The 20642-nt window shown below is 47.0% G+C and carries 11 protein-coding genes; all 11 read right to left on the reverse strand.

Annotated features, from left to right (window positions below; genetic code table 11):
• Positions 1 to 62: 62 nt before the first annotated feature.
• The 11 genes from ACGHVY_RS22490 to ACGHVY_RS22540 all read right to left on the reverse strand — a co-directional run bounded on the left by ACGHVY_RS22490 (position 63) and on the right by ACGHVY_RS22540 (position 20627).
• A complete protein-coding gene (locus ACGHVY_RS22490) occupies positions 63 to 2270 on the reverse strand; it encodes a glycoside hydrolase family 3 N-terminal domain-containing protein (protein ID WP_390601706.1) in 2208 nt (735 codons plus the stop codon).
• A 15-nt stretch (positions 2271 to 2285) separates the two neighbouring features.
• Positions 2286 to 3140: a DUF4886 domain-containing protein gene (locus tag ACGHVY_RS22495; RefSeq protein ID WP_390601708.1), complete on the reverse strand. Its 855-nt coding sequence runs from the start codon at positions 3138 to 3140 to the stop codon at positions 2286 to 2288.
• 27 nt (positions 3141 to 3167) lie between these two features.
• Positions 3168 to 4991, reverse strand: a complete 1824-nt coding sequence (locus ACGHVY_RS22500; protein ID WP_390601710.1) for a DUF4886 domain-containing protein — start codon at positions 4989 to 4991, stop codon at positions 3168 to 3170.
• Between the two features lie 6 nt (positions 4992 to 4997).
• A complete protein-coding gene (locus tag ACGHVY_RS22505; RefSeq protein ID WP_390601711.1) occupies positions 4998 to 6794 on the reverse strand; it encodes a glycoside hydrolase family 2 protein in 1797 nt (598 codons plus the stop codon).
• Between the two features lie 59 nt (positions 6795 to 6853).
• Positions 6854 to 8155, reverse strand: coding sequence for an acetylxylan esterase (locus tag ACGHVY_RS22510; RefSeq protein ID WP_390601712.1), 1302 nt, complete (start codon positions 8153 to 8155; stop codon positions 6854 to 6856).
• Between the two features lie 25 nt (positions 8156 to 8180).
• A complete protein-coding gene (locus ACGHVY_RS22515; RefSeq protein WP_390601713.1) occupies positions 8181 to 10247 on the reverse strand; it encodes an alpha-galactosidase in 2067 nt (688 codons plus the stop codon).
• A gap of 7 nt (positions 10248 to 10254) precedes the next feature.
• Positions 10255 to 12120 (reverse strand): FAD-dependent oxidoreductase, encoded by a 1866-nt coding sequence (locus ACGHVY_RS22520; protein ID WP_390602068.1) that lies wholly within the window; start codon positions 12118 to 12120, stop codon positions 10255 to 10257.
• A gap of 21 nt (positions 12121 to 12141) precedes the next feature.
• Positions 12142 to 13743 carry a DUF4832 domain-containing protein gene (locus tag ACGHVY_RS22525; RefSeq protein WP_390601715.1) on the reverse strand — a complete coding sequence of 534 codons (1602 nt, stop codon included), beginning with the start codon at positions 13741 to 13743 and terminating at the stop codon, positions 12142 to 12144.
• Positions 13744 to 13831: 88 nt separating this feature from the next.
• Positions 13832 to 15475, reverse strand: coding sequence for a SusE domain-containing protein (locus tag ACGHVY_RS22530; RefSeq protein ID WP_390601717.1), 1644 nt, complete (start codon positions 15473 to 15475; stop codon positions 13832 to 13834).
• A gap of 20 nt (positions 15476 to 15495) precedes the next feature.
• Positions 15496 to 17220 carry a RagB/SusD family nutrient uptake outer membrane protein gene (locus tag ACGHVY_RS22535; RefSeq protein ID WP_390601719.1) on the reverse strand — a complete coding sequence of 575 codons (1725 nt, stop codon included), beginning with the start codon at positions 17218 to 17220 and terminating at the stop codon, positions 15496 to 15498.
• A 17-nt stretch (positions 17221 to 17237) separates the two neighbouring features.
• Positions 17238 to 20627 (reverse strand): TonB-dependent receptor, encoded by a 3390-nt coding sequence (locus ACGHVY_RS22540; protein ID WP_308746928.1) that lies wholly within the window; start codon positions 20625 to 20627, stop codon positions 17238 to 17240.
• Positions 20628 to 20642: the final 15 nt, after the last annotated feature.

Genomic DNA, 20642 nt, shown 5'->3' on the forward strand with positions numbered 1-20642 from the left:
TTGGCTATCAGCTTTTGACACACTTCGTTCTTTATATTTTTAGTCTGTCAATTCAACTTTCTTTAGTCTATCAATTCTATTTTAACAGTTTGTCCCTGTACCAGAATATGATATTCACCGGCTTCGAGGAATCGCTTTCCGTCCTCATTGACAAAACCGAAATCACGTTCCAGGTCTATGTCGAAACGGAAGGTTTTCGTTTCTCCGGCTTTGATAAATTGTTTCTCAAAGTGTTTCAATTCTTTCACCGGACGGGTAATCGAGCAATACGGGTCGGAGATAAACCAATGAACAGTCTCTGCTCCGTCACGGGCACCGGTATTGGTGACAGTTACTTCAGCCGAGAGTTGCTCGCCACGCTTCACTTTAGTGGCAGAAAGAGTAACAGTGCCATACTTGAATTCAGTGTAGCTCAGGCCGTGACCGAAAGGGTACAGCGGGTCGCTTGTTATATCTTTATAGAATCCCTGATGCCCGCGTCCGCTCTTACGACGGTTGTAATAGATGGGAATCTGCCCCGTCGAATAAGGGAAGGTCATGGCAAGTTTGCCGGAAGGATTAATACGTCCGGACAATATCCCCGCCATCGGCAGCGCACCATTCACACCCGGTTGCCAGATTTCCAGTATGGCATCCGAAACCGGTTCCAGACGGTTCAATTCCAACGGACGACCGTTGACCAATACCAGTACGACAGGCTTTCCGGCTTTCTTCAATTCCTTTGCCAGTTCTTCCTGAATCTGCGGTAGTGCGATGGAAGAACGGGAAGCATTCTCGCCGCTCCAAGTCATCATCTCGCCCAGACAAAGAACAACAACGTCAGACCAGCGTGCAGCTTCCAATGCTTCTGCAAATCCTTCGCGGTTATCTCCTTGTGTATTGCAACCTAATGCGTAACGCAGTTCGGCTTTTCCTACAAATTCAGCAGCCATCCCGTCATAAAGCATTGCCACATCGGTATCCTTTCCGTGACCACGCCAGGAGCCTAACAAGTCCCAGCCATTTTTTGCCATAGGGCCTATCACGGCAATCTTCTTTTTATCTGTCAGCGGTAAAACGTTGTTTTCGTTTTTCAGCAATACCATGGATTCTGCCGCAAGCCGGGCGGCAATATCCATGCTTTGCGGACGGAAGAAACGTTCTTTCTCTGTTGTAGCGGGAGTATAAGGACGTTCGAACAAGCCGAGGCGGAATTTCAGAAGTAAGACACGACGGACAGCCTCATCCACCTGAGCCATCGATACTTTGCCTTCTTCTACCAATTCCTGCAAATGACGGTCATAGGCGTGAGACATCATGTCCATTTCAAGACCGGCAGTAAACGCATACCGGGCGGCTTCCTTTTTAGTTGCCGCCAATCCCTGGTTTTTCAACTGTTCGATAGCTCCCCAGTCGGAAACGATAAAACCGTCATGCCCCCAACGGTTCTTTAATATCTCGGTCATAGTATAAGGGTTTGCCGAACCCGGTACACCGCTGATATCATTAAAAGAACTCATCAGAGTCGCCGCACCGGCTTTCACACCCATTTCATAAGGAAGCAGATAAGTGTCCCAAAGAGTTTGTCTGGAGATTTCGGTATAAACATAGTCACGTCCAGCTTCGGATGCCCCGTAGCCTACATAATGTTTCAGACAAGCAGCCACACGGTTTTCTGCCGACAGGTTATCACCTTGATAACCTCTGACGGAAGCTGCGCCGAACACTCCGTTCGTATAAGGGTCTTCGCCATAACCTTCCGCCACACGTCCCCAACGGGGGTCACGCGCTACGTCAATCATCGGCGAGAACGTCCAGTCCACTCCCGACATACGGGCTTCCTGTGCGGATACGGCACACGCCTGCTCCACCAAATCCGGGTTCCAAGAACAAGCCTGTGCCAACGAGATAGGATACACGGTACGGAATCCATGAATGGCATCATAACCGAAGATAATAGGAATACCCAGGCGGGATTCTTCCATCGCTTTCTTCTGCATATTATTACGCAGTTCGGGATTTGTCTCGAAGTAAATCAGAGAACCGATTTCCGCGGGCACTTTCTTTACCTCTTCGCCTACATTATTCACGTTGTTGTTCCGTCCCAAGGTGTATTGGTTCAGTTGCATCACTTTCTCTTCCAAAGTCATGCGGGACAAGAGGTCGTCCACACGTTTCTCAATCGGGGCCTTTGCGTCTTTATACAGTGCTCCCCCTTTTTTATCTTTTGCAGAAAGGGCAGATACGGCACCCAGCAGACACAAGCCATAAACTAATGTTCTTTTTCTCATTTGTATTTTCGTCGGTTAGTTAGTAATAGACAGGTCGGTTATCTTATACGGACGCTTTACTGCTGCATGGGCAGCTTTCTGGGCTACAGCTTTCCGAGCTTCATCCAGTCCTTCCGGACCATAAGGATTCCCCACTACATTGTGTTTGAAGATACATTCGAACCAGGTGCAGGCAGCGGTATAACGGCCTATCTTCACATCCAGATGATGTCCGTCCCGGTTCAGATGGTCGCCGATGAAAGAGGTACGGGCGTTCTGTATAGCAGTGCCCGAAGGGATGACAATCTTTATCTTATTCACCTTAGCCGCTTTCTTCACCGCATCAGTAATTGCCTGATACATGGTCAGTTGATTGCAGTTGTAGTTTTTGAATCCACTATGCTTGGAAGTAGACGCATACGCCCAGGTCTGATGTAGCATCAGCTTTGTTTTCTTTGGAAGGCGTGCTTTTACATATTCTATAAGTTCCGGCAGAGAGGCTTCATACGTCTCATACATTCCCGAAAAAGGACTTGCCTGTTGCAGGCTGACGTAATCCCAGTCTTCATCTGCCAACACCGCTTCCAAAGACATCTTGCCCCTTTCCCGTTTCTTTCCATCCGTACCGATTTTCCGGTAGGCATAAGCAGGTGCATTGTCACGGGCATTTTTCACATGACGTTCCAGAGAACAACCGCCGATAAACATATTGCCGATTATGGTTGAAATGCCTTCGGCATCCGCCAGTTCATGCAGATATTGCTCCACGGCATCCTGCGAGAAGCTGTTGCCGATAGCAAGTATCCTGACCGTTTTTTGCTGCGCATACACTCCTCCGGCAAGAAGGAGCAGTATACACATACAAATCACTACATTTCTATATTGCTTCATTATAATCAATATGATAAAAATCAACCCTTATTTCACCAAACTAATGCATAATGCATTGATATGCCCCTCGGCGGCACTGCCGGTATCAATACCTTTCACCTCGACAATGACCTTGCCCTCCGAATCCGGTTCTATATTCTCAAACTTGGCAATGTACTCCTCGAAGTTTGCGGCCGCAAACGAGGCAGCATCCTTGATACCTGTCTTCATTTCTTTAACCGCACTCTCCGTTTTACCTATCAACTTATAAGAAGAGATGCGGGCGTCTTTACTTCCATTGAAACGGATGGCTAAAATAGTGAAATTATATTTCCGGGCTGCATCCAGTTGAGAGATTTCTATTCTTCCCGGACCTACATCACCCTTATTTTTCTCTCCTCCCACTAACAAACCGTCTTTCCATGCAGTCAGCGGAAACTCCACGTCATCCACCGTCACCGAGCTGGCCGGTTCGGAACCGACTCCGGCATAAGTCGCGGTAAATCCGTCAAGCACTCTGACACCAATATTCGTATAATTGTTTTCCGCATCTTTTATCCAGCTTGTAGTTGAACTTTCCTGATGCGAGGTTATATTATTCCACGGAGTGGCAGAGAGTGAAGTCGGGCCGAAATCAATATAGATGGGGGCTTTCAATTCGGTATCAGATAGTTCCGGTTGCTTGAAGTCAACCAAATCGGTCACTTCATCGGGTTTCTGCACAGCGTAATGAGCGGCATTTTGTGCAATCTTGACTACCTGCGGGTCAATCGTTTCGGGAGCATACGGGTTGCCGACAACGTTTTGTCCCGTAATCATCTCAAACCAGGTGCAGGCAGCGGTATATCGGCCGTAAGTAACCTCCAGATGATAGCCGTCACGATTGAACGCATCACCTAAGAAAGAGGTACGCGCATTCTGGATGGCAGTGCCCGAAGGAATCAGCAGGTTCAGTGCCGTATGATTCGTCATCGCCTGTCGGGCAGCGGACACAATAGCATTGTACATAGTCATCTGATTGCTGTCATAATCCGGAAAACTTTCATGAGTGGAACTGGAAGCGTATGCCCAAGTCTGATGCCACATCAATTTAGCCTGCGGGCAACGCGCCTGTATGCCGGCAATCAAATCAGCAAGCGCTGTGTACGTACCGTACTTACCGGATTTTCCGCTCGCCTGTTGCAAGCTGATGTAATCCCAGTTTTCATCGGCCAATGCCTGAGATAACTTATAGCTGTTTTTCCCCACTTTCTCGCCATTTACCACTTTGCGGTATTCATACGCTCCGGCATCCGACTGGAAATTAGCCAGATGCCTGTCTAAATCGCATCCGCCGATATACATATTGCCAATAATAAAATCATGTCCTACGGCTGCGCCCAATTCATACAGGTATTGCTCCACCGCGTCTTGAGAGAAGCTGTTGCCGATGGCAAGAATCCGGATTGCCCCTTGCTCCACCGTAACGGGAATCGTGGCAACAAGCGGTTTGGTATCCGTAGGACATTCGATAGTGACGAACGTGTTTCCGGCAGATACACCTGTGATTGTGACATTCTTACCGTCTGCGTCTACCGCTGCGGTAGCTATATTGGGGCTTTCGGAAGTACAAGTATATTCCGGTTTCAGATTCTCGTCGCCGCCTACCGTCACATTCAATGTAACTGTTTCGCCTGTGGTAACGGTTACTTCTTTGGAAGCTACCACCATCCATTTGCCGTCTACATAGACGATTTTCTCTTCAATCTGCGTCACTATCTTTTCCGATTCGGAGCAGGATACCAATACTCCTCCGACAGAGAATAGTGACACTATAAATAATAATCCTGCCAACAGGAAGCTATTGTTCCATTTTATTGTTTTCATAGTCATCTACTATTAATTATTGTTTCTCTTTTTAGCAAAATAATCTCTCATCAGATACCACGCTTTCTTACGCATACCCTGGTCGGATATGAGTCCTTTGCGGTTCCAGCCATCCTGATTGGTGGGATGGAAACGGAACGGAGAGCGGAAGTCGAACAGAATCCAGGGCGATACGCCACGCAGGTTCGGGATATTGTCGAACATACGGATATTGTCTCTATACAGACGTGCCTGATATTCTTCACTCCAAGAGCTGACTACGTTCTCATCACCGGACTGACCGTACAATGCTTCGCCACCAAATTCCGAGATAATCAACGGTTTGTCCGTCACGACTTCCCATATAGCGTCTTTCGGTTCCACAGGCCACGGATGATACCACCCCATATATTTATTGATAGCTACGACGTCCAGTTGCGATGTAAAAGAATCTTCCATTACAAAACGCCGCTTCTCACTGTTGAAGCGCACGAGGTCGAAAGCGGCAACATACAAGCGGGTAGTGTCCAGTTGTTTTCCCGTCTCAAGCAGTGAAGTAAGAAATTCGTTCCGCTCTTTGGAAGGCTGTGTTTCATTGGCAACCCCCCAATAACCTACCGCACAGCGGTTTTGGTCGCGCTTAATCATTTCAGAGAGCATTTTCTGCGCTTTCTTACGGGTGTCATTGTCTGTAAAGTCAATGCCTTGCCAAATAGGAATCTCCTGCCAGAGAAGGAAGCCCATCTTTTCCGCCAGGCGTACCGTGTACTCATTCTGCGGATAATGTGCCAGGCGAATCATGTTCACGCCAAGCGCTTTCGCTTCGTTCAGCAGCATGGCTGCATCGGCTTCCGAGAAAGCACGCCCCATACGTTGCGGAATTTCTTCGTGGAAAGAGATACAGCACATAAATGTCGGCTTTCCGTTCAGGTAGATATCTGTTCCTTTCACGGTGATATTGCGGAAGCCGATTTGTTCTTCCACACGGTCGGTGCTCGAAGATACAGTCACGCCATAGAGTTTCGGTTCTTCCGGCGACCAACGTTGCAGTTTCTTCGCATTCAATACGGTTTCCGCCTTTCCTTCTGCGTCGGTAGTGAGTTCCACGTTGATTTTGAGTTCGGGGATGGCAACTGTTACTTTCTCACCTGCTTTTTTATCAGAAAGACGCACGCGGGCGATGATGCGGTCGGGAGCGTTTTTATCCAATTGGATGAAATAATCTTCTATAAATGTCCGGGGAGTTTTCACCAGCAGCACATCTCTTGTGATACCGCCATAGTTCCACCAGTCAAATGCCATAGCGGGAATAGCGTCTTTGGTACGGCGGTTGTTGACTTCTACCGTCAGGAAGTTGTCACCGTCTTTCAACAGGTCTGTCACTTCCACCTGAAAAGGGGTGAAACCGCCTTCATGCTCTGCTATCTCTTTTCCGTTCAGATAGACTTTGCAACGATAGCTGACAGCGCCGAAATAAAGGAACTGGCGTTTGTCTGCCAGACGTTTGGCATCAAAGTGACGGGCATACCATACAGTACCTTCATAATATTTCAGTTCGGGCGACTGGGAATTCCAGTCTCCCGGTACATTAAGACGCAGTCCGCCTTCAAACGCGTATTCGTAAAAATCAGTATTACCCTCCGGCTGCTGGTTCTCATAGATTTTCATCCGTTGCCCCTGGTCGTACAAGTCGATGATGGCATTCCATTTACCATTCAGCGAATGGATGTCGCGACCATATACATTCGTTATCAGCTCCTGCGCCGCAACGCTTCCTGCAAAAACGGTCAGCAACAAGAGACATAGGCTTAATTTATTAGCTGTTTTCATTTATCTATCAGTTTATAGAATTAACATATTGAGTCTACTTTAAGACATCGGACTCTAGTTTATTCATTTTTCGATTCATTTTTCAGGAAATTCATCACCCAGTTCCAAGCTGCGCCCGATTGTTCGGCATAGGCATAGTGGGCGGTCGTCTCAGCTACAAACAGCTCTTTCGGAGCATGAATCACGTTATAAGTGGAATAAGTGGTGGTAGGCGGGCAGACCATATCATTATAACCGAAAGTATAGAACCCCGGTACCTTCACCTGCCGGGCAAAGTTGACTACATCAAAATACTGAATGGTTTTCATCTTTTCCGGTGTCCGGTTCTTCTCATCCTTAAACATATGCGGCCAACCTCCTGCACGACCGTGAGCGTAACCCGCCATATCACACAAGGCAGGATAGTAAGAAACCAATCCCTTGACACGATTATCGAGTCCGGCAATCACTATGGCAAGCGCTCCGCCCTGACTTCCACCGAAAGTTGCCAGATTGCCATTGAATTCGGGAAGTGTATAAATGAAATCAATGGCTCTCACACAACCAGTATAGACCCGTTTGTAATAATATTTATCCCGATTGTCCATATTGAATGAGTGGTAATTCTTCAAAGCCCCGTTATAAAGGCGATGATAGACATCCCCCGTGAGATTGACCGGAATACCATGGATACCGATCTCCAGAATGATAAAACCTTTTCCGGCACGTTCGGCTTCTCCGTTATAGGCACGGATACCCGCACCGGGTACCTTCAGAATGGCCGGATATTTCCCCGGAGCCTTCGGCACACAAAGGATGCCGTACATACGTGATGCATAGTCGTTGTTGGCAAACGAGACATGATATACATTCACTTTGTCCGTACATTTTTCCGGCAGTAAGGTCATGATGGGTTCCAGCGCCCACTTTTCAGCAGCTTCCTTGGTGTTCTTCCAAAATTCAAGAAAGTCGGCGGGCAGCAGAGTAACCGGTTGCAGTTTCTCCGGGTCAAAGCCGACGGTAGCCACACCTTCATAGTCGCGCCCCTGAAAATTGACAAAAGCACGGCAACGCAGGAAACCTTCCTTTTTCATGGTACCTGCATTAATTTCGAGCTTTTCATTCTTCAAAGACTGTTTGCCTGTCTGATGAGGTTTCATCATGTCTTCCGAAATCTCATAACGCACTTCAAGATTATCCTGTGGAACATTGCATTTCAGTACAACCACCTTGAATTTCACTTTTTCTCCCGGTTTATACAACCAATTGGTGTGGTCGGGAGTGACCTGCACCCGAATGAGTCTCTCCTGCGGCTGTGCCCATACAGCCAACTGCATGGACACAAATAATATCAGAAGAAGAGAGCGTACACTTTTTATCATAGTTCCGTTATTATAAATAATCTTTTTATGGTTTTACTTCGTATTGATAAAGTGCGAAAGAGTTCTTGCCTTTCAGTTTAAAACTTACTTTGCCCCGCACACCAACTTTAGCGGCAAACTTGCTACCACTTCCCATCACCGGGGTAAAAGTGACCTTCTTACCCTCAGGAAGCCAAGTGTCAATAGTTCCTTCAGTTTGCTCATTATCTTCGCGATAAACAACAAGATAACCTTGCGTACCGGAAACAGTTGATTGGAATCCAGTCCACGAGCGTCCCGAAGGTTCCTCGCCAACGGGCAGTATGACGCCTTGATGAAACCGGAGTTGCAAGGGTTGGTATTTCTTGAGCAGAGATGCCGTAGCATAAGCCTCTTCGGGCAGGTTCGAAGCCTCCATCCAAGCTAACGGCTGTGCCGCCAAGGTGATGGCAAAGAGGTAATCGAAACTGTAACGGGCCGGAGCAAAAGGGTCGGCAGCATCATACTTATCAGCATTGCGCCATTTATTAAGGAACTCTATCTGCATCTTCTCCGCCGGTACATAGCGGGACAGCATCCAAAGGTTGCGCAAGGTACGATAAGGATAGTAATTACCCCAATCGGTATAGCGATTTTCCAGAAAGATGTTGCCGTACTCGTTCATATAGTGATACCCACCGCGACGGCCGGCAGTAGCGTCGAGATTGAAAATCACTTCATGATTGGTTTGTTCCAACACGGTATCAAACAGTTGACGTAGGTTCCGTTCGGCTGTTTTGGTAGGTATCTGTAAGCCATCTATCTTGAAACAGCAGATGCCATACTCCTTATAAAGTCCGACAATGGCTTGCGCATCTTTTTGCCAATCGGCAAAATCGTTCTGTATGCTAGGATTGAACCACAATCCGATGCGGATACCCAATTTCTTCCCTTTCTCCACAATAGGTCTCAGCCCATGAGGAAATTTCGTGGGGTTGGGTGTCCAGTAACCGGCATTCTTCCATATATCCTTAAAACTACCTCCGGCTGTCTTCGAGTTAGGGCTTTTTCCGCTCTGCCAGCCGTCATCCAATTGGAAGAGGGTGATACCCATACGTGCGGCACGATCCAGTTCATCCAGACAGAAAGCCTCATCTATTTTGGCATCCTGACTACGGTCGCCCCAGGTATTGAGCATAATCATCTCATCCTGCACGGCGGTGTGGTGGCGCAGTTGTTTCTGATAAAGACGCAAGGCAGTAAGCGCTTCTTGCTCACCGCCGGTATAGATGCCGGTAACGCATCCATAAACGCGAGTCCAGCTATCCGACTTTACATCATCAGACGCAATACCCAGCCCCACTACCATAAAATCGCTAAAGTCCGCCACAAAGTCAGAACCCGGATAATGTAATTGAGTACTACTGCTGGGAGCCTCTTTCAGGAAAAAGAAGCCCTGCCGGGTAACCACATCATGAGCAAAAAGCAAATTACCACGATAAGCGTTGCGACGATAAGGAAGCCAAGTACGCCCGGTCACCAGATTGTCGTTCCAATCGGTGTAGTCGAAAAACTCTATTGTGCGGGCACTCCAATGATTGCCGGATAGTTGCAGCCTGTCGAGCGTGGGAGTTTTCACCCCCGTAGCCATATCGGCCGTGTGCTCTATATTTTTGCGGTCGGCGTTAGAGCGGTTATCTTCCTTATTCTGATAAAGTTCCACTTGCCCTTTCAGATAGGTATCGCAAGCAATGGCGGGACAGTCTGCGTAAATGCGATAGCGACGCTCTATATTCAGCGAACCGATAGTACAAGCCACGGTAGCCTGCAGATAACTGGCGTGGATGCCGTTTGTCGGTATCTCGTTCACGGTGAACGAAGCATCCACAGGGATACCTTTCACTATCGAGAAATCGGGTTGTTTGCCCTGTGCCGGAATGGTTTTTCCGTGTTGCTTGTCAGTAAGGCTGATAGTAACAGGCGCACCGTTATTCCACAGCATGGTGCGCTCCATATAGTTATTGCCCATACGTAGTGTGTCACCTTTCAAAAAAGCGTAATACTGTTGTTCTCCCCAAAGCGGCAAGGTACATATTGCCGATAGAAATATCGTGATAATATTTTTTTTGCTCATAGTTTGTCTACGGTTTGATGTAAGCTCCCGGAACTTCCAACAATTCGTTAGGTTCGTTGAAGCGTTGGTTATCGGGCACATCACGTTTGCCCAAACCTGCCTGCATAAGTTGCTTCAGTTCGGGTAGATAATGATGATAAATGTCGCGTGGCTCTACACTATGCTTGTGGCAGAGTCCGGCTGCCATACCTACTACTTCACCCATCATGCCGGTAGTACGCATCACACGTACCGTACCCAAGGCTACATGGGTGCAACTCATATTACGGCCTGCCATAAAGAGGTTGTCCACATTGCGCGAATAGAGACAGCGATAGGGAACGGCATAAGGATGAATCCAACGATGCACCGTAGCCGACTTGAATTCATTGCCGGGAAAGCGGACACTGTTCACGCTGTCGGGGAAGTGAAGGTCGATGCTCCAGGTTGTGGTAAACGAAGCATCCTCGTGCGCCACATTCTTGTCTATATCGTCCTGTGACAGCACGTAGTCGCCCAAGAGACGGCGTGATTCGCGCTTGCCTGAGACATATGCCACCCAGTCGAGAGAACGGTTGGCGTACTTCTTATGGCCTTTATAGTGATTCTTCAAATAGCTCCAATTGGAATATATCACCAAAAGCCCATAGTCGCGTACACGTTCAGCCTCGCTGACTTGATTGCGGTTCATACCTGTTTCCCATTTCCACTCGCCCATGGTTACAGGCTCACAATTTTCAGCGTCAAAGCGCACGCCATATTCAAAGTGAGGGAATGAGGTCTTCTTCTTCATATCCTTACTATACCATTGTATCGAGGCACCCATCACCATCGAGTCGGGTTGTTCGGGAGCAAGGCTTTCACCATACTCATCGCGGCCTTCACGTCCCATATTCCAATCGGCGCCAGCCAAGTAACCTATGGTAGCATCACCCGTACAGTCGCTAAAGAGAGGGGCGGCAAGTTCGGTTTGTTCTCCCGTCTCGATATGCTGGATAGTGACCGACGCAATGCGGTCTCCTTGCATCTTCACGGCTATTGCACGCTGAGAAGCATAGAGGGTGATGTTTTTCTCGGCAGCTATAAAGTCCTCTTTTTTCTGGTCTTCGTAGTAATCTCCCGGTTGGGCGTTGCCGGAACGTTCATGACCGAACTCACGTATCATGCGACCTAATCCCCGGTTAGGCCCCATCTCGATGATTCCCCCCAAATGTACACGTACTTCCGACGAGTTATTACCACCCAGCACAGGACGATCATTCACTAACGCCACCTTGCAGCCTAATCGGGCAGCCGATGCGGCGGCACACATACCGGCTATTCCCCCTCCTACTACTACAAAATCGTATTGACGGGTGGCTGTTGTTTGTTGCTGCAAGCGGGCACGGAGTGCGGCTGTCTCTGCATCCCCCCATGTAGCGGGTTGCATTTCCTCATCGGTCGTAAGATAAATGGCATCGCAACGTCCATCAAAGCCTGTGAGATCTTTCAGGGCAAGGGTGGTAATCCCTGCTTTCAATGCTACCTTGCCAGCAGACTGCCATTGCCAGGAATTGCCGGTATGTCCTAATATAGCTTTCAGCAATTTGCCACCCAAGGCCAGGCGGAACTTTCCGGGGCCTTCGGCATCGGTCCAAGGTGAAGTCCAGTTGTAAGTACGGACATATATGTAGTAAGTGCCCGCTTGGGGAATGTTGATTTCTGCCGTAGCATCCGCCACAGGGATACCCATACCATGTGCCATGAGATAGGGAGACCCCATTTGATCCATGAACTGCTGGTCGAGCACCCAGCCGCCTCGCTGGCTGAAGCTTTCTGCTTCGATGAGCAGTTCTCCGGCTACAGCCACAAGGCTACAGGCTACGGCTATGCATGTCAGTAAGATTTTTTTTATCACAGCACAGCGTTTTTAAGATTATTGAATAGTTATATCTCCCACTTTTACCCAACCTTTGGCGGTTTGATATTCATCGCGGGCTGAGAGTAAGATACCGATAGCGTTCTCTTTGGTGGTATCGACCACTCCCACCGCCCAAGTGTAAGTACCTGCGGCTACATCGGTGAGCTTGATGTTGCTAGTGTAGGTTTTGGGCTTTCCGCTCATCCAGGTAGCAATATCCGCTTTCTCTTCTATATAGATGCGGGCGGGTTCTTCCGTGTTCTTATCAAGCAGGGCGATAGCCAATTTGTATTTACCACCATATTGCGGCAGATTGGCAGGGCAGTACCCCCAACCCAAGTTCGACCAACGGTGAGTCAATGCTACGTTGCTGCCGCTACGGGCCGTAATAGGAATAGATAAACGGTCGGGATAAAGACGGTAACCACCTTCGGCTATAAACTCCTTTACCAGATGAAAAGCAGTATTGAACCAGGAGTGTGTTTCACCGGTATTCACGTTGGTATCAAAGCGAAGGTCCATCATATTGACATAACCACCTTTGGCCTCATCATATTCTCCTTGGCGCACTTCGGCAAAATTCTTATAACCGTCACCGGCAATAGAACCGCCATGCGATGATTCCACCCAACCGCCTTCCATAGTAATGGGTACGATGCCATGATAGGTCGTGGTAATGCCACGCTCCCAGTCTTTATAATATTGCTTCATGCCGAAAGCATCGTGACGCAGGCAGAAACCTTTGGCTACGGCACGTTTCACCATATCGGCGGCTACATCGGTATCGACATCGCTAAACTCTTTGGTAGCAAGCAAACAGCGGTGATAGTTGATCATGATAGGCACTTTGGTGAAAAGACGGGACATTACGTCGGTAATCCATTCAAACACTGCTTGTCTGGGAGCTTCATCGCCTGTAGAGTATTTCAGTGTGTGAGTTTCCCCCCATTTGCCCAATCCAAAACCACTCACAAATTGAGTGACGTCAGGGTCATTGTATTTGGCAGCAAAAGCAGTGAGGAATGCTTCATACTCTTTCTGAAAGATGGGGTCGTCAGGATAAGGCGTCCATACATCTACACTGCCGGTAGTAGTGGTGAATCCTTCGGCGCCGGCTTCTTTTACATACTCAGGACAGGCATTTTCATGCTTGTCGCGGCTGTCGCACACAAAGGTGAAGGCAAGCTTCAAGTTGCGTTCTTTGGCTCCTTTCACCAACATCTGGAAACGTTTCGCCGGCTCGGTCTGCAGAGTTTCGTCCCATACATATTTACCCCTTTCAGGGTTGAAATGACTCCAAAGACCACGTACATAGAGGGTATTACCATAGTCGGATACTTTCACGATACCTTCGGACGACTCGAAATTGTCGTAGAGTTCCCAGAAATCCATCATCATACCACTTCCAATACCTGAGTAGATAACCCATCCGCTCATAGGGTTACGCAACAGTTTATAGCGTTCGGGCTTAATGCTGACGGTGGTGTTACCTTCAATATTCCAACTATAGTCGGTTGCAAGGTCATCATCGTCTGAACAAGCAGTAGCTATGAAAGCCGTGGTGGCCAGCAAGCACATCGACAGAGTCTTTATGCTGTTTTTTATTATTCTGTTCATAAGAATATATGTCTTAATTATTATTGTTTAAAGGTAGAATAAGAAGTGAAGTGATTGATACCTCACCTCTTATTCTGTCATTTTGGATTTATTTAATATCAAAGAGTACAGTGTTATTCTCTATATCCACTACCACATAGTTACAGCCTTCGGGGATGAGGAAGTAAGCATAGCGGTTATCAGCTTGACCTGTTACAGCCTTTTCTACCTTACCTGCTATTACTTCAGTATATCCATTGTGATCATTACGTTTAGCGTCAGCTGTAGATCCAACAAACCATCCGTTATTAGCATATCGTAAAGTACTGAAGTTCACCCAACCTCTATTTATCTTCCCATAGTTATCTTTATATTCATTACGAGGCAATACATCACCTTTATAAACAAAGACTTTCGGATTGGCAACACTCTGAATAAGATTATACTTCACTTGACAGTATTTGAGGCTTTTGCCTGTTTCTTCGTCAGTACCCGCATCATAAGCAAAGCCGTTGAAACCACCATACATATGCAATACATTGACTTCCTGGCTCCATGGGTTTATCCCCAGTTCGGTATTATTGAACGATACGGTGAGCGGTTTCAAATCAGTAGCAGCCGAATAGATAGTAATGGTCTTCTCCTCCTTATTCAATACAATACGATAAGTGCCATCGGCTGGAATCGTCCAATACTGTCTATCCACTTTGCCGATGAGGGCTTGTCCAAATGTTGCCAATTGGCCATCCTCTATATCATGATTATCAGCCACTTCCGGCACAATAGCCATCGATTGTTCGCCCTCGAAAGTGAGCGGTATATAAAGGCTACCGGCTTTCAATTCACCGCGCCAAGCATAAAGTTGATCATTTTCGAGAGTTTGAGCAATCTCAATTTGCTCTTCACCTACAGCAGTACCCGCCAGGAACATTTGCTCAGCCTCAACTACCGCACCGGCTTCTACTATCTTCACAGTCCGTTTACTCATATTCACAGTGATGCGATAGGTAGCTGCCGACGGAATCACCCACGAATTAGCTTCGGCACGGTCGGATATAACACCTGTCATTTCGCCAGTGGTTATAGGAGCATCGGCAATTTCCGGACCAATGGCATTCAACTCGTCGGCATAATCAACAGGAAAGTTAATCTTACCGGCAGCCAAAGCACCTTCGTAGCTATAAATCTTGTTTATCTCGTCTTTCAACGTCAATTTTATATTGTCTTCGCCCACAGCGGAACCTCCCACATAGAGATTATCGGCTTTGTACTGTTTAGGCCCATACGTTTTTATCTTTAATGTAGCCGTAGCAATATCAGGCACCATCAGACGGGGACCTTCAAAATTGGCTGTTACAGTAAACAGTACTTCGCCAATAGTACTGGTGGTAAGTCCGAAATGGTCGACCAGTATTTTCTGCATCTCCTCGTTGGTGTAAGAGCGAAGGAATTCTCCATCATCGTCAAACTCCTTGATATTCGTAGCCTCACTACCGATGAGCTGCATCTCGTATTTATAAGTCGTAATATAATCTTCACCAAAATCGTGAGCGGTACTCCACTTCAGAGTGACAGCCGTTTCGTTGGGTTTGCTCTCATCAAGCTTGATATATTCACCCGAAGGAGCCAGCTCAATCTCCGACTGATTGCGTGAGGCAGTATTGTCTATATCCTCTTCACACGAGGTGGCAAGCATGCTCATCATTCCCACAGCCACCACACCAAGGCTTCTATATAAATGCATTGTTTTCATGTTCGTAATAGTTTATAGGATTAATAACCCGGATTGTTGGGCAATAAGTTGGGACACAATTCCACATCATGTGTAGGCAGCGGCCACAAGTATTCGCGTTCGGGAAAAATGCGTTTAGCACCCTGCGAACAATAACCGGCATTGAAGAGAGCTGAAAAATCAGCCAGACCGTCTTCGTCGATTTGCGGGGTCATTCCCCAGAACCAGAGGTTCTTGTTCACTACATTATTCAGCAGTTCCGTAGGGTTGATTAGCATGATATAGTTGTAACCGTTCAATGCTTTCCCCGCCAATTTCCAACGCATCAAGTCTTGCAGGCGTTGGTTCTCCATGGCAAACTCCATGCGGCGCTCTATACGCAGGGCACGGCGTAACTCTGTCTGGTCGGTAGTAGTCACGGCAGGATAACTGTCTGTTGCTGTCACATTCACACCATAAGCGCGGGCACGTACCATATTGATGGCTTTCAGCACACTGTCGTCAATCCGGTTCAGTTCTATCATGGCTTCGGCATAAATCAACAGTACATCGGCATAGCGTATTACAATGTAGTCTTGCTCTACCTTTTGGTCTACTGTCCAGGAAGCATCAATACCTTTTTTCCACAACAAGCCCGTATATGAGCTATATTGATTTACGATACGGGTATCTTGATTGCTCTGTGTCTTGCCCGTAGTATAGTTCATCACGGTTTTGGCCGCAGGACTAGGGTCATATTCGAAACCGCAGTGCTCGGTGTTGAACTCAACGATAGTCATTGTACAACGCGGGTCACGGTTCTTGAAAGGGTTGCGGGGATCGAACAGCGGAGACTCGTCAATAGGCAGTCCGTCAGTACAGAGATACGCAGCCAGAAGATCCCATGAAGGATTATACGAACCATATCCCCCAGCATTACGGGGAAGACCGTTCTTCACAATCCAAGAATCGAGCATCACTTCGTTTTCAATGGAACGAGGTATCACAAACACTTTCTCATCGTTCAGTTTGGTACTCTGCTTGAAAAGCTTGGCATAGTCGGGCTCCAAAGAATAAAGTTTGAGATCCATACAAGCTTTGGCAGCTTGAGCAGCTATTTCATAGTCACCGATATAGAGGGCAAAACGTGCTTTCATAGCCAGCGCCGCACCCTTGGTGGCATGTATATTCTCACCCTGTCCATAGCTTTCGGGCAAACCGGCAATGGCTTTATCGAAATCAGCGTACACCAAAGGAATCACTTCCGCTTTAGGCCTGCGACCACGCTGCAAAGCTTCGGAAATAGTAATAGTCTCCTCTTGATAGGGCACGTCACCATAGAAGAAAATCAGTTCGGCATACTTGCAGGCACGGCAGAAGTAAGCCTCACCGGCATAGCGGTCGTACACTTCCTGAGTCACAGAGCCCTTTGCCTTATGCATATTCTCAAGCATTGTGTTGGCGCGGGCAATGAGTTTGAATGATTGTTGCCACAAAGCATATACTTCGTACTGCTGACCGTTCATAGTTCCATCAAGTATGGTTCCACCGCTTCCCGGATTACGGTTCGTCTGACGATAGGTGGTGTTGTCCGACCATTGTTCGGACGAACTAAGAGGTTCCTGCCAATAGCCCAAGATGTAAAAGTCATTGGAAGCCAGGCGCAATTCTGTTTCAGTTGTGTACCATGACTCGGTATTACCTTGTGATCTGGGTACCAGGTCCATACTCTCACAAGCAGCAAGCCCCAGGCACATTCCGGCTAATAATAATATCTTTGTTTTCATATTCTACTCCTATTTATTTAAAAGTTAACTTGCAGACCCATTACTAAAGAAGTGGTAATCGGATAAGCTTTGTAGTTCATTTCAGGATCCCAACCATCGGGGAAATTACTCAAACAGAAAAGGTCACTACCGCTCACATAGAAGCGGACACGATTTATACCAGCCTTTTGCGTCCAAGTTTCAGGCAGGGTATAACCCAATGTGAGATTTTTCAAACGAAAATATGAACCGTTGAACATCCAAAAGCTAGATGTGGCGTAGTTATTGCTCTTCGATACGTTCGAAAGCCGGGGATATTTGGCTGACAAATTCTCTTCAGCAGTATTGAAGGGACTCCAATATTTACCTTCGAGAATTGACGGCACGTTACCATAGTTATCACGCAAAGGTTGTACCATAGCAGTAGAAAGGTACGAATTCTGTTTGCCGATACCTTGGAAAGCAATGCTGAAGTCAATCCCTTTGTAGGAAGCATTGAATGTACCGCCATACTGAAAACGAGGAAGTGAGTTACCCAAGGGGACACGGTCGTACTCAGGGCTGATGATACCATCGGGTACACCATCAGGACCACTGATATCACGATATTTCAAGTCACCCACCGTTACGGTAGTACTTGTACGGGCCGAATTGTTCACTTCTTCCTGAGTCTGATAGATGCCATCGCACACATAACCATAATATTCATTGAAAAGAACACCGGCACGCTTAATCTTACCACCGCTGATTTGCTCGCCATCATTCATATAATCAATTTTTGAGAGGAAGTCAGAGAAATTCACATTCACACCATACTTGAAGTCTCCTATCCGGTCGTTCCATGCCAGTTCGATATCATAACCATGAGTAGACATCTTACCCGCATTTGTACTGGGATTGTTGTATCCCATGAAGTAAGGTATTTCGATATTCAGCAACATGTCCTTAGTCTGCTTCCAATAATAGTCAAAGTGGAACTGTAGACGGTTGTTGAAGAAGTTGGCATCCAAACCGATGTCGGTACTGGTAGTGGTTTCCCAAGTAATATCTTCTACAGCCAACACAGCAGGGCGGGCTGTCTTATCAGAAACAACACTTCCGTCGGCCATATAAAATAATGAATTACCAAAGCTCATCAAAGCAATATAGGGGAAATAGTTGTCACCGATACGTTCGTTACCCAACATACCCCACGAACCACGCAACTTCAAGAATGAAAGCCAGTCCCAATTGAGGTTCTTCATGAATTTTTCTTCGCTCATTACCCAACCTGCCGAGAATGAAGGAAAGGTACCCCAACGATAACCTTTGGCAAAACGCGAACTACCATCGTGGCGTACATTGGCCTGAAACAGGTAACGATCGGCGTATGAATAGATAACACGGCCGAAAACTGAATTAGAAGTATACTCATTACCTTTACCGCTATTGGTCTGGAAATCTTCCGAACCGATATTGAGGTAAGGATAACCGGTAAGTTCGTATTTATCACGGGCTGCAGTCAGTTCTTCGTCCTTCATGTAATAGTTCTCAAAACCTGCCATCACTGTAAGATTATGATTACCAAAGGTTCCCATATAATTAGCAATAAGCTGGCTGGTGACGTGATAATTATCCTTACGGGTTTCCTCAAGCGAATTAGTAGTCCATGTGCTACCGGAGTCGAAATAACCGCCAAAAGTTTCGGGGTCATCGGCGAGGGTATATCCGCATGAGTTTTTAAACGCTTTCTTCTTTTGATAATTGATAAAAGGAGATACGATACCTGAGATGCTTAATCCCTTGATGGGCTTGAAAGTCAGCGAACCTTTACCTGCCACCTGGGTACTGTGAGCCACTGAGTTACCACCGGCAACAAGCAGTCCGTAGGGATTCGCGCCACTCTTACCTGAAGCCAGACGACCATCATCCCAAGTAGCGGGGTAGATAGCAGGCATCTTACGCATGGTATCGAAAGGATCATAATTTTTAGTACTACTCTTAGCATGACGGATATTCACGTCTATTTGGGCACTAAGTTTGTCGTTGATATTAAAGTCGTTGTTCGAACGAAACATATAACGTTGGAATCCACGGCCATCGTAAAGTCCGTCCACCTCGTCATACGAAAGAGTAGCTACCGACTTTACCGCTTTATTACCGCCCGATACGGAGAGAGTGTGAGTCATGCGGGGAGCACTCGACTTCAAAATCAAGTCAGTCCAGTCGGTAATGGGATAGTTGTTGGGATCGGTAGCATTATACTTTACCCAATTCTTTGTTTGGTCGGCCGTGTATTCCTGAAAAAAACCGCCGGTAGGATTATCATTATACTTCAACTCGTTGCTCATCTCCAAGTAACGGGTAACTCCTACCATGTTGGGTTGTTTGGTAGGGATTTCCCAACCAAATTCAGCATTGTACTTCAAGTTGATTTTACCGCTATCGTTACCGCGCTTGGTAGTAACCAAGATAACACCGGCAGCAGCTTTCGAACCATAAATACTGGCTGCCGCAGCATCTTTCAGTACCGAGATACTCTCGACATCATTAGAGTTCACATAATCAAGCGAGCTTTGTACACCGTCTACAATTATCAATGGACTCGATTCACCCATAGTAGTAATACCACGCACACGGATAGAAGCGGCACCAGAACCGGGAGCCGAGTTATCACGCGTCACCATCACTCCCGAAAGTGATCCTTGCAGGGCATTGGAAAGCATAGCTGTGCGTTTGTTCACCAACTCTTCCCCTTTCACGGCTGCCACCGCACCGGTGAGGTCTTTCTTCTTTACCGTACCGTAACCGATAACCACTACTTCATTAAGTGCTTTACTGGCTTCTTCCATAACAACAGCATACATGTTCTTGCTGTCTATCCGCACGGTTTTGTCATTATACCCAACATAGCTGATGAGCAGTTCGCTACCCTCAGGAACATCTATCTGAAACTTACCGTCAAGGTCGGTAATGGTAGCTGCTTCACTACCTTTCACGCGAATTGTAGCACCAATCATCGGAAGATCGGTAGCATCAACTACCTGTCCCGAGATACGCTTCGCTTTTTTCACCTGAGTGGTAACCCTTTTAGAAGGATTGACAGTGATAGTTACCTGACGGTTCTGAATGTGATATTTCAAATCGGCCAGCCGGCATACTTCCGTCAAAATAGCATCAATCGACTTTCCTTGCAGTTCGATGTTTACTTTGTTGTTGAGACGATCTTTCACAGGTTGGTCATAAACAAAAACATATTGGCTATGTTTCTCAATGTAGTCGAACACTTGTTTCACTGTCGAATCTTCGGCTTTAAGGATATACATCCCATTTACCTTTTCGAACGAAACAGTCGACGCGCCGGAATAAGCAGGTACAGACAGTAGCCCAGCCAGGCAGAAAGCTTTTGCCAAGCTTGTCACCGTAGTTGTGATTGTTTTTCGATTCATAATATAAGATTAATA

This window comes from Bacteroides sp. f07, assembly GCF_042854785.1.
In the GTDB taxonomy this organism is placed as follows: domain Bacteria; phylum Bacteroidota; class Bacteroidia; order Bacteroidales; family Bacteroidaceae; genus Bacteroides.

Coding starts and splice junctions, on each gene's coding strand:
- ACGHVY_RS22505 (WP_390601711.1), bottom strand. CDS start 6,794: ATGAAAACAGCTAATAAATTAAGCCTATGTCTCTTGTTGCTGACCGTT.
- ACGHVY_RS22490 (WP_390601706.1), bottom strand. CDS start 2,270: ATGAGAAAAAGAACATTAGTTTATGGCTTGTGTCTGCTGGGTGCCGTA.
- ACGHVY_RS22525 (WP_390601715.1), bottom strand. CDS start 13,743: ATGAACAGAATAATAAAAAACAGCATAAAGACTCTGTCGATGTGCTTG.
- ACGHVY_RS22515 (WP_390601713.1), bottom strand. CDS start 10,247: ATGAGCAAAAAAAATATTATCACGATATTTCTATCGGCAATATGTACC.
- ACGHVY_RS22535 (WP_390601719.1), bottom strand. CDS start 17,220: ATGAAAACAAAGATATTATTATTAGCCGGAATGTGCCTGGGGCTTGCT.
- ACGHVY_RS22500 (WP_390601710.1), bottom strand. CDS start 4,991: ATGACTATGAAAACAATAAAATGGAACAATAGCTTCCTGTTGGCAGGA.
- ACGHVY_RS22510 (WP_390601712.1), bottom strand. CDS start 8,155: ATGATAAAAAGTGTACGCTCTCTTCTTCTGATATTATTTGTGTCCATG.
- ACGHVY_RS22495 (WP_390601708.1), bottom strand. CDS start 3,140: ATGAAGCAATATAGAAATGTAGTGATTTGTATGTGTATACTGCTCCTT.
- ACGHVY_RS22530 (WP_390601717.1), bottom strand. CDS start 15,475: ATGAAAACAATGCATTTATATAGAAGCCTTGGTGTGGTGGCTGTGGGA.
- ACGHVY_RS22540 (WP_308746928.1), bottom strand. CDS start 20,627: ATGAATCGAAAAACAATCACAACTACGGTGACAAGCTTGGCAAAAGCT.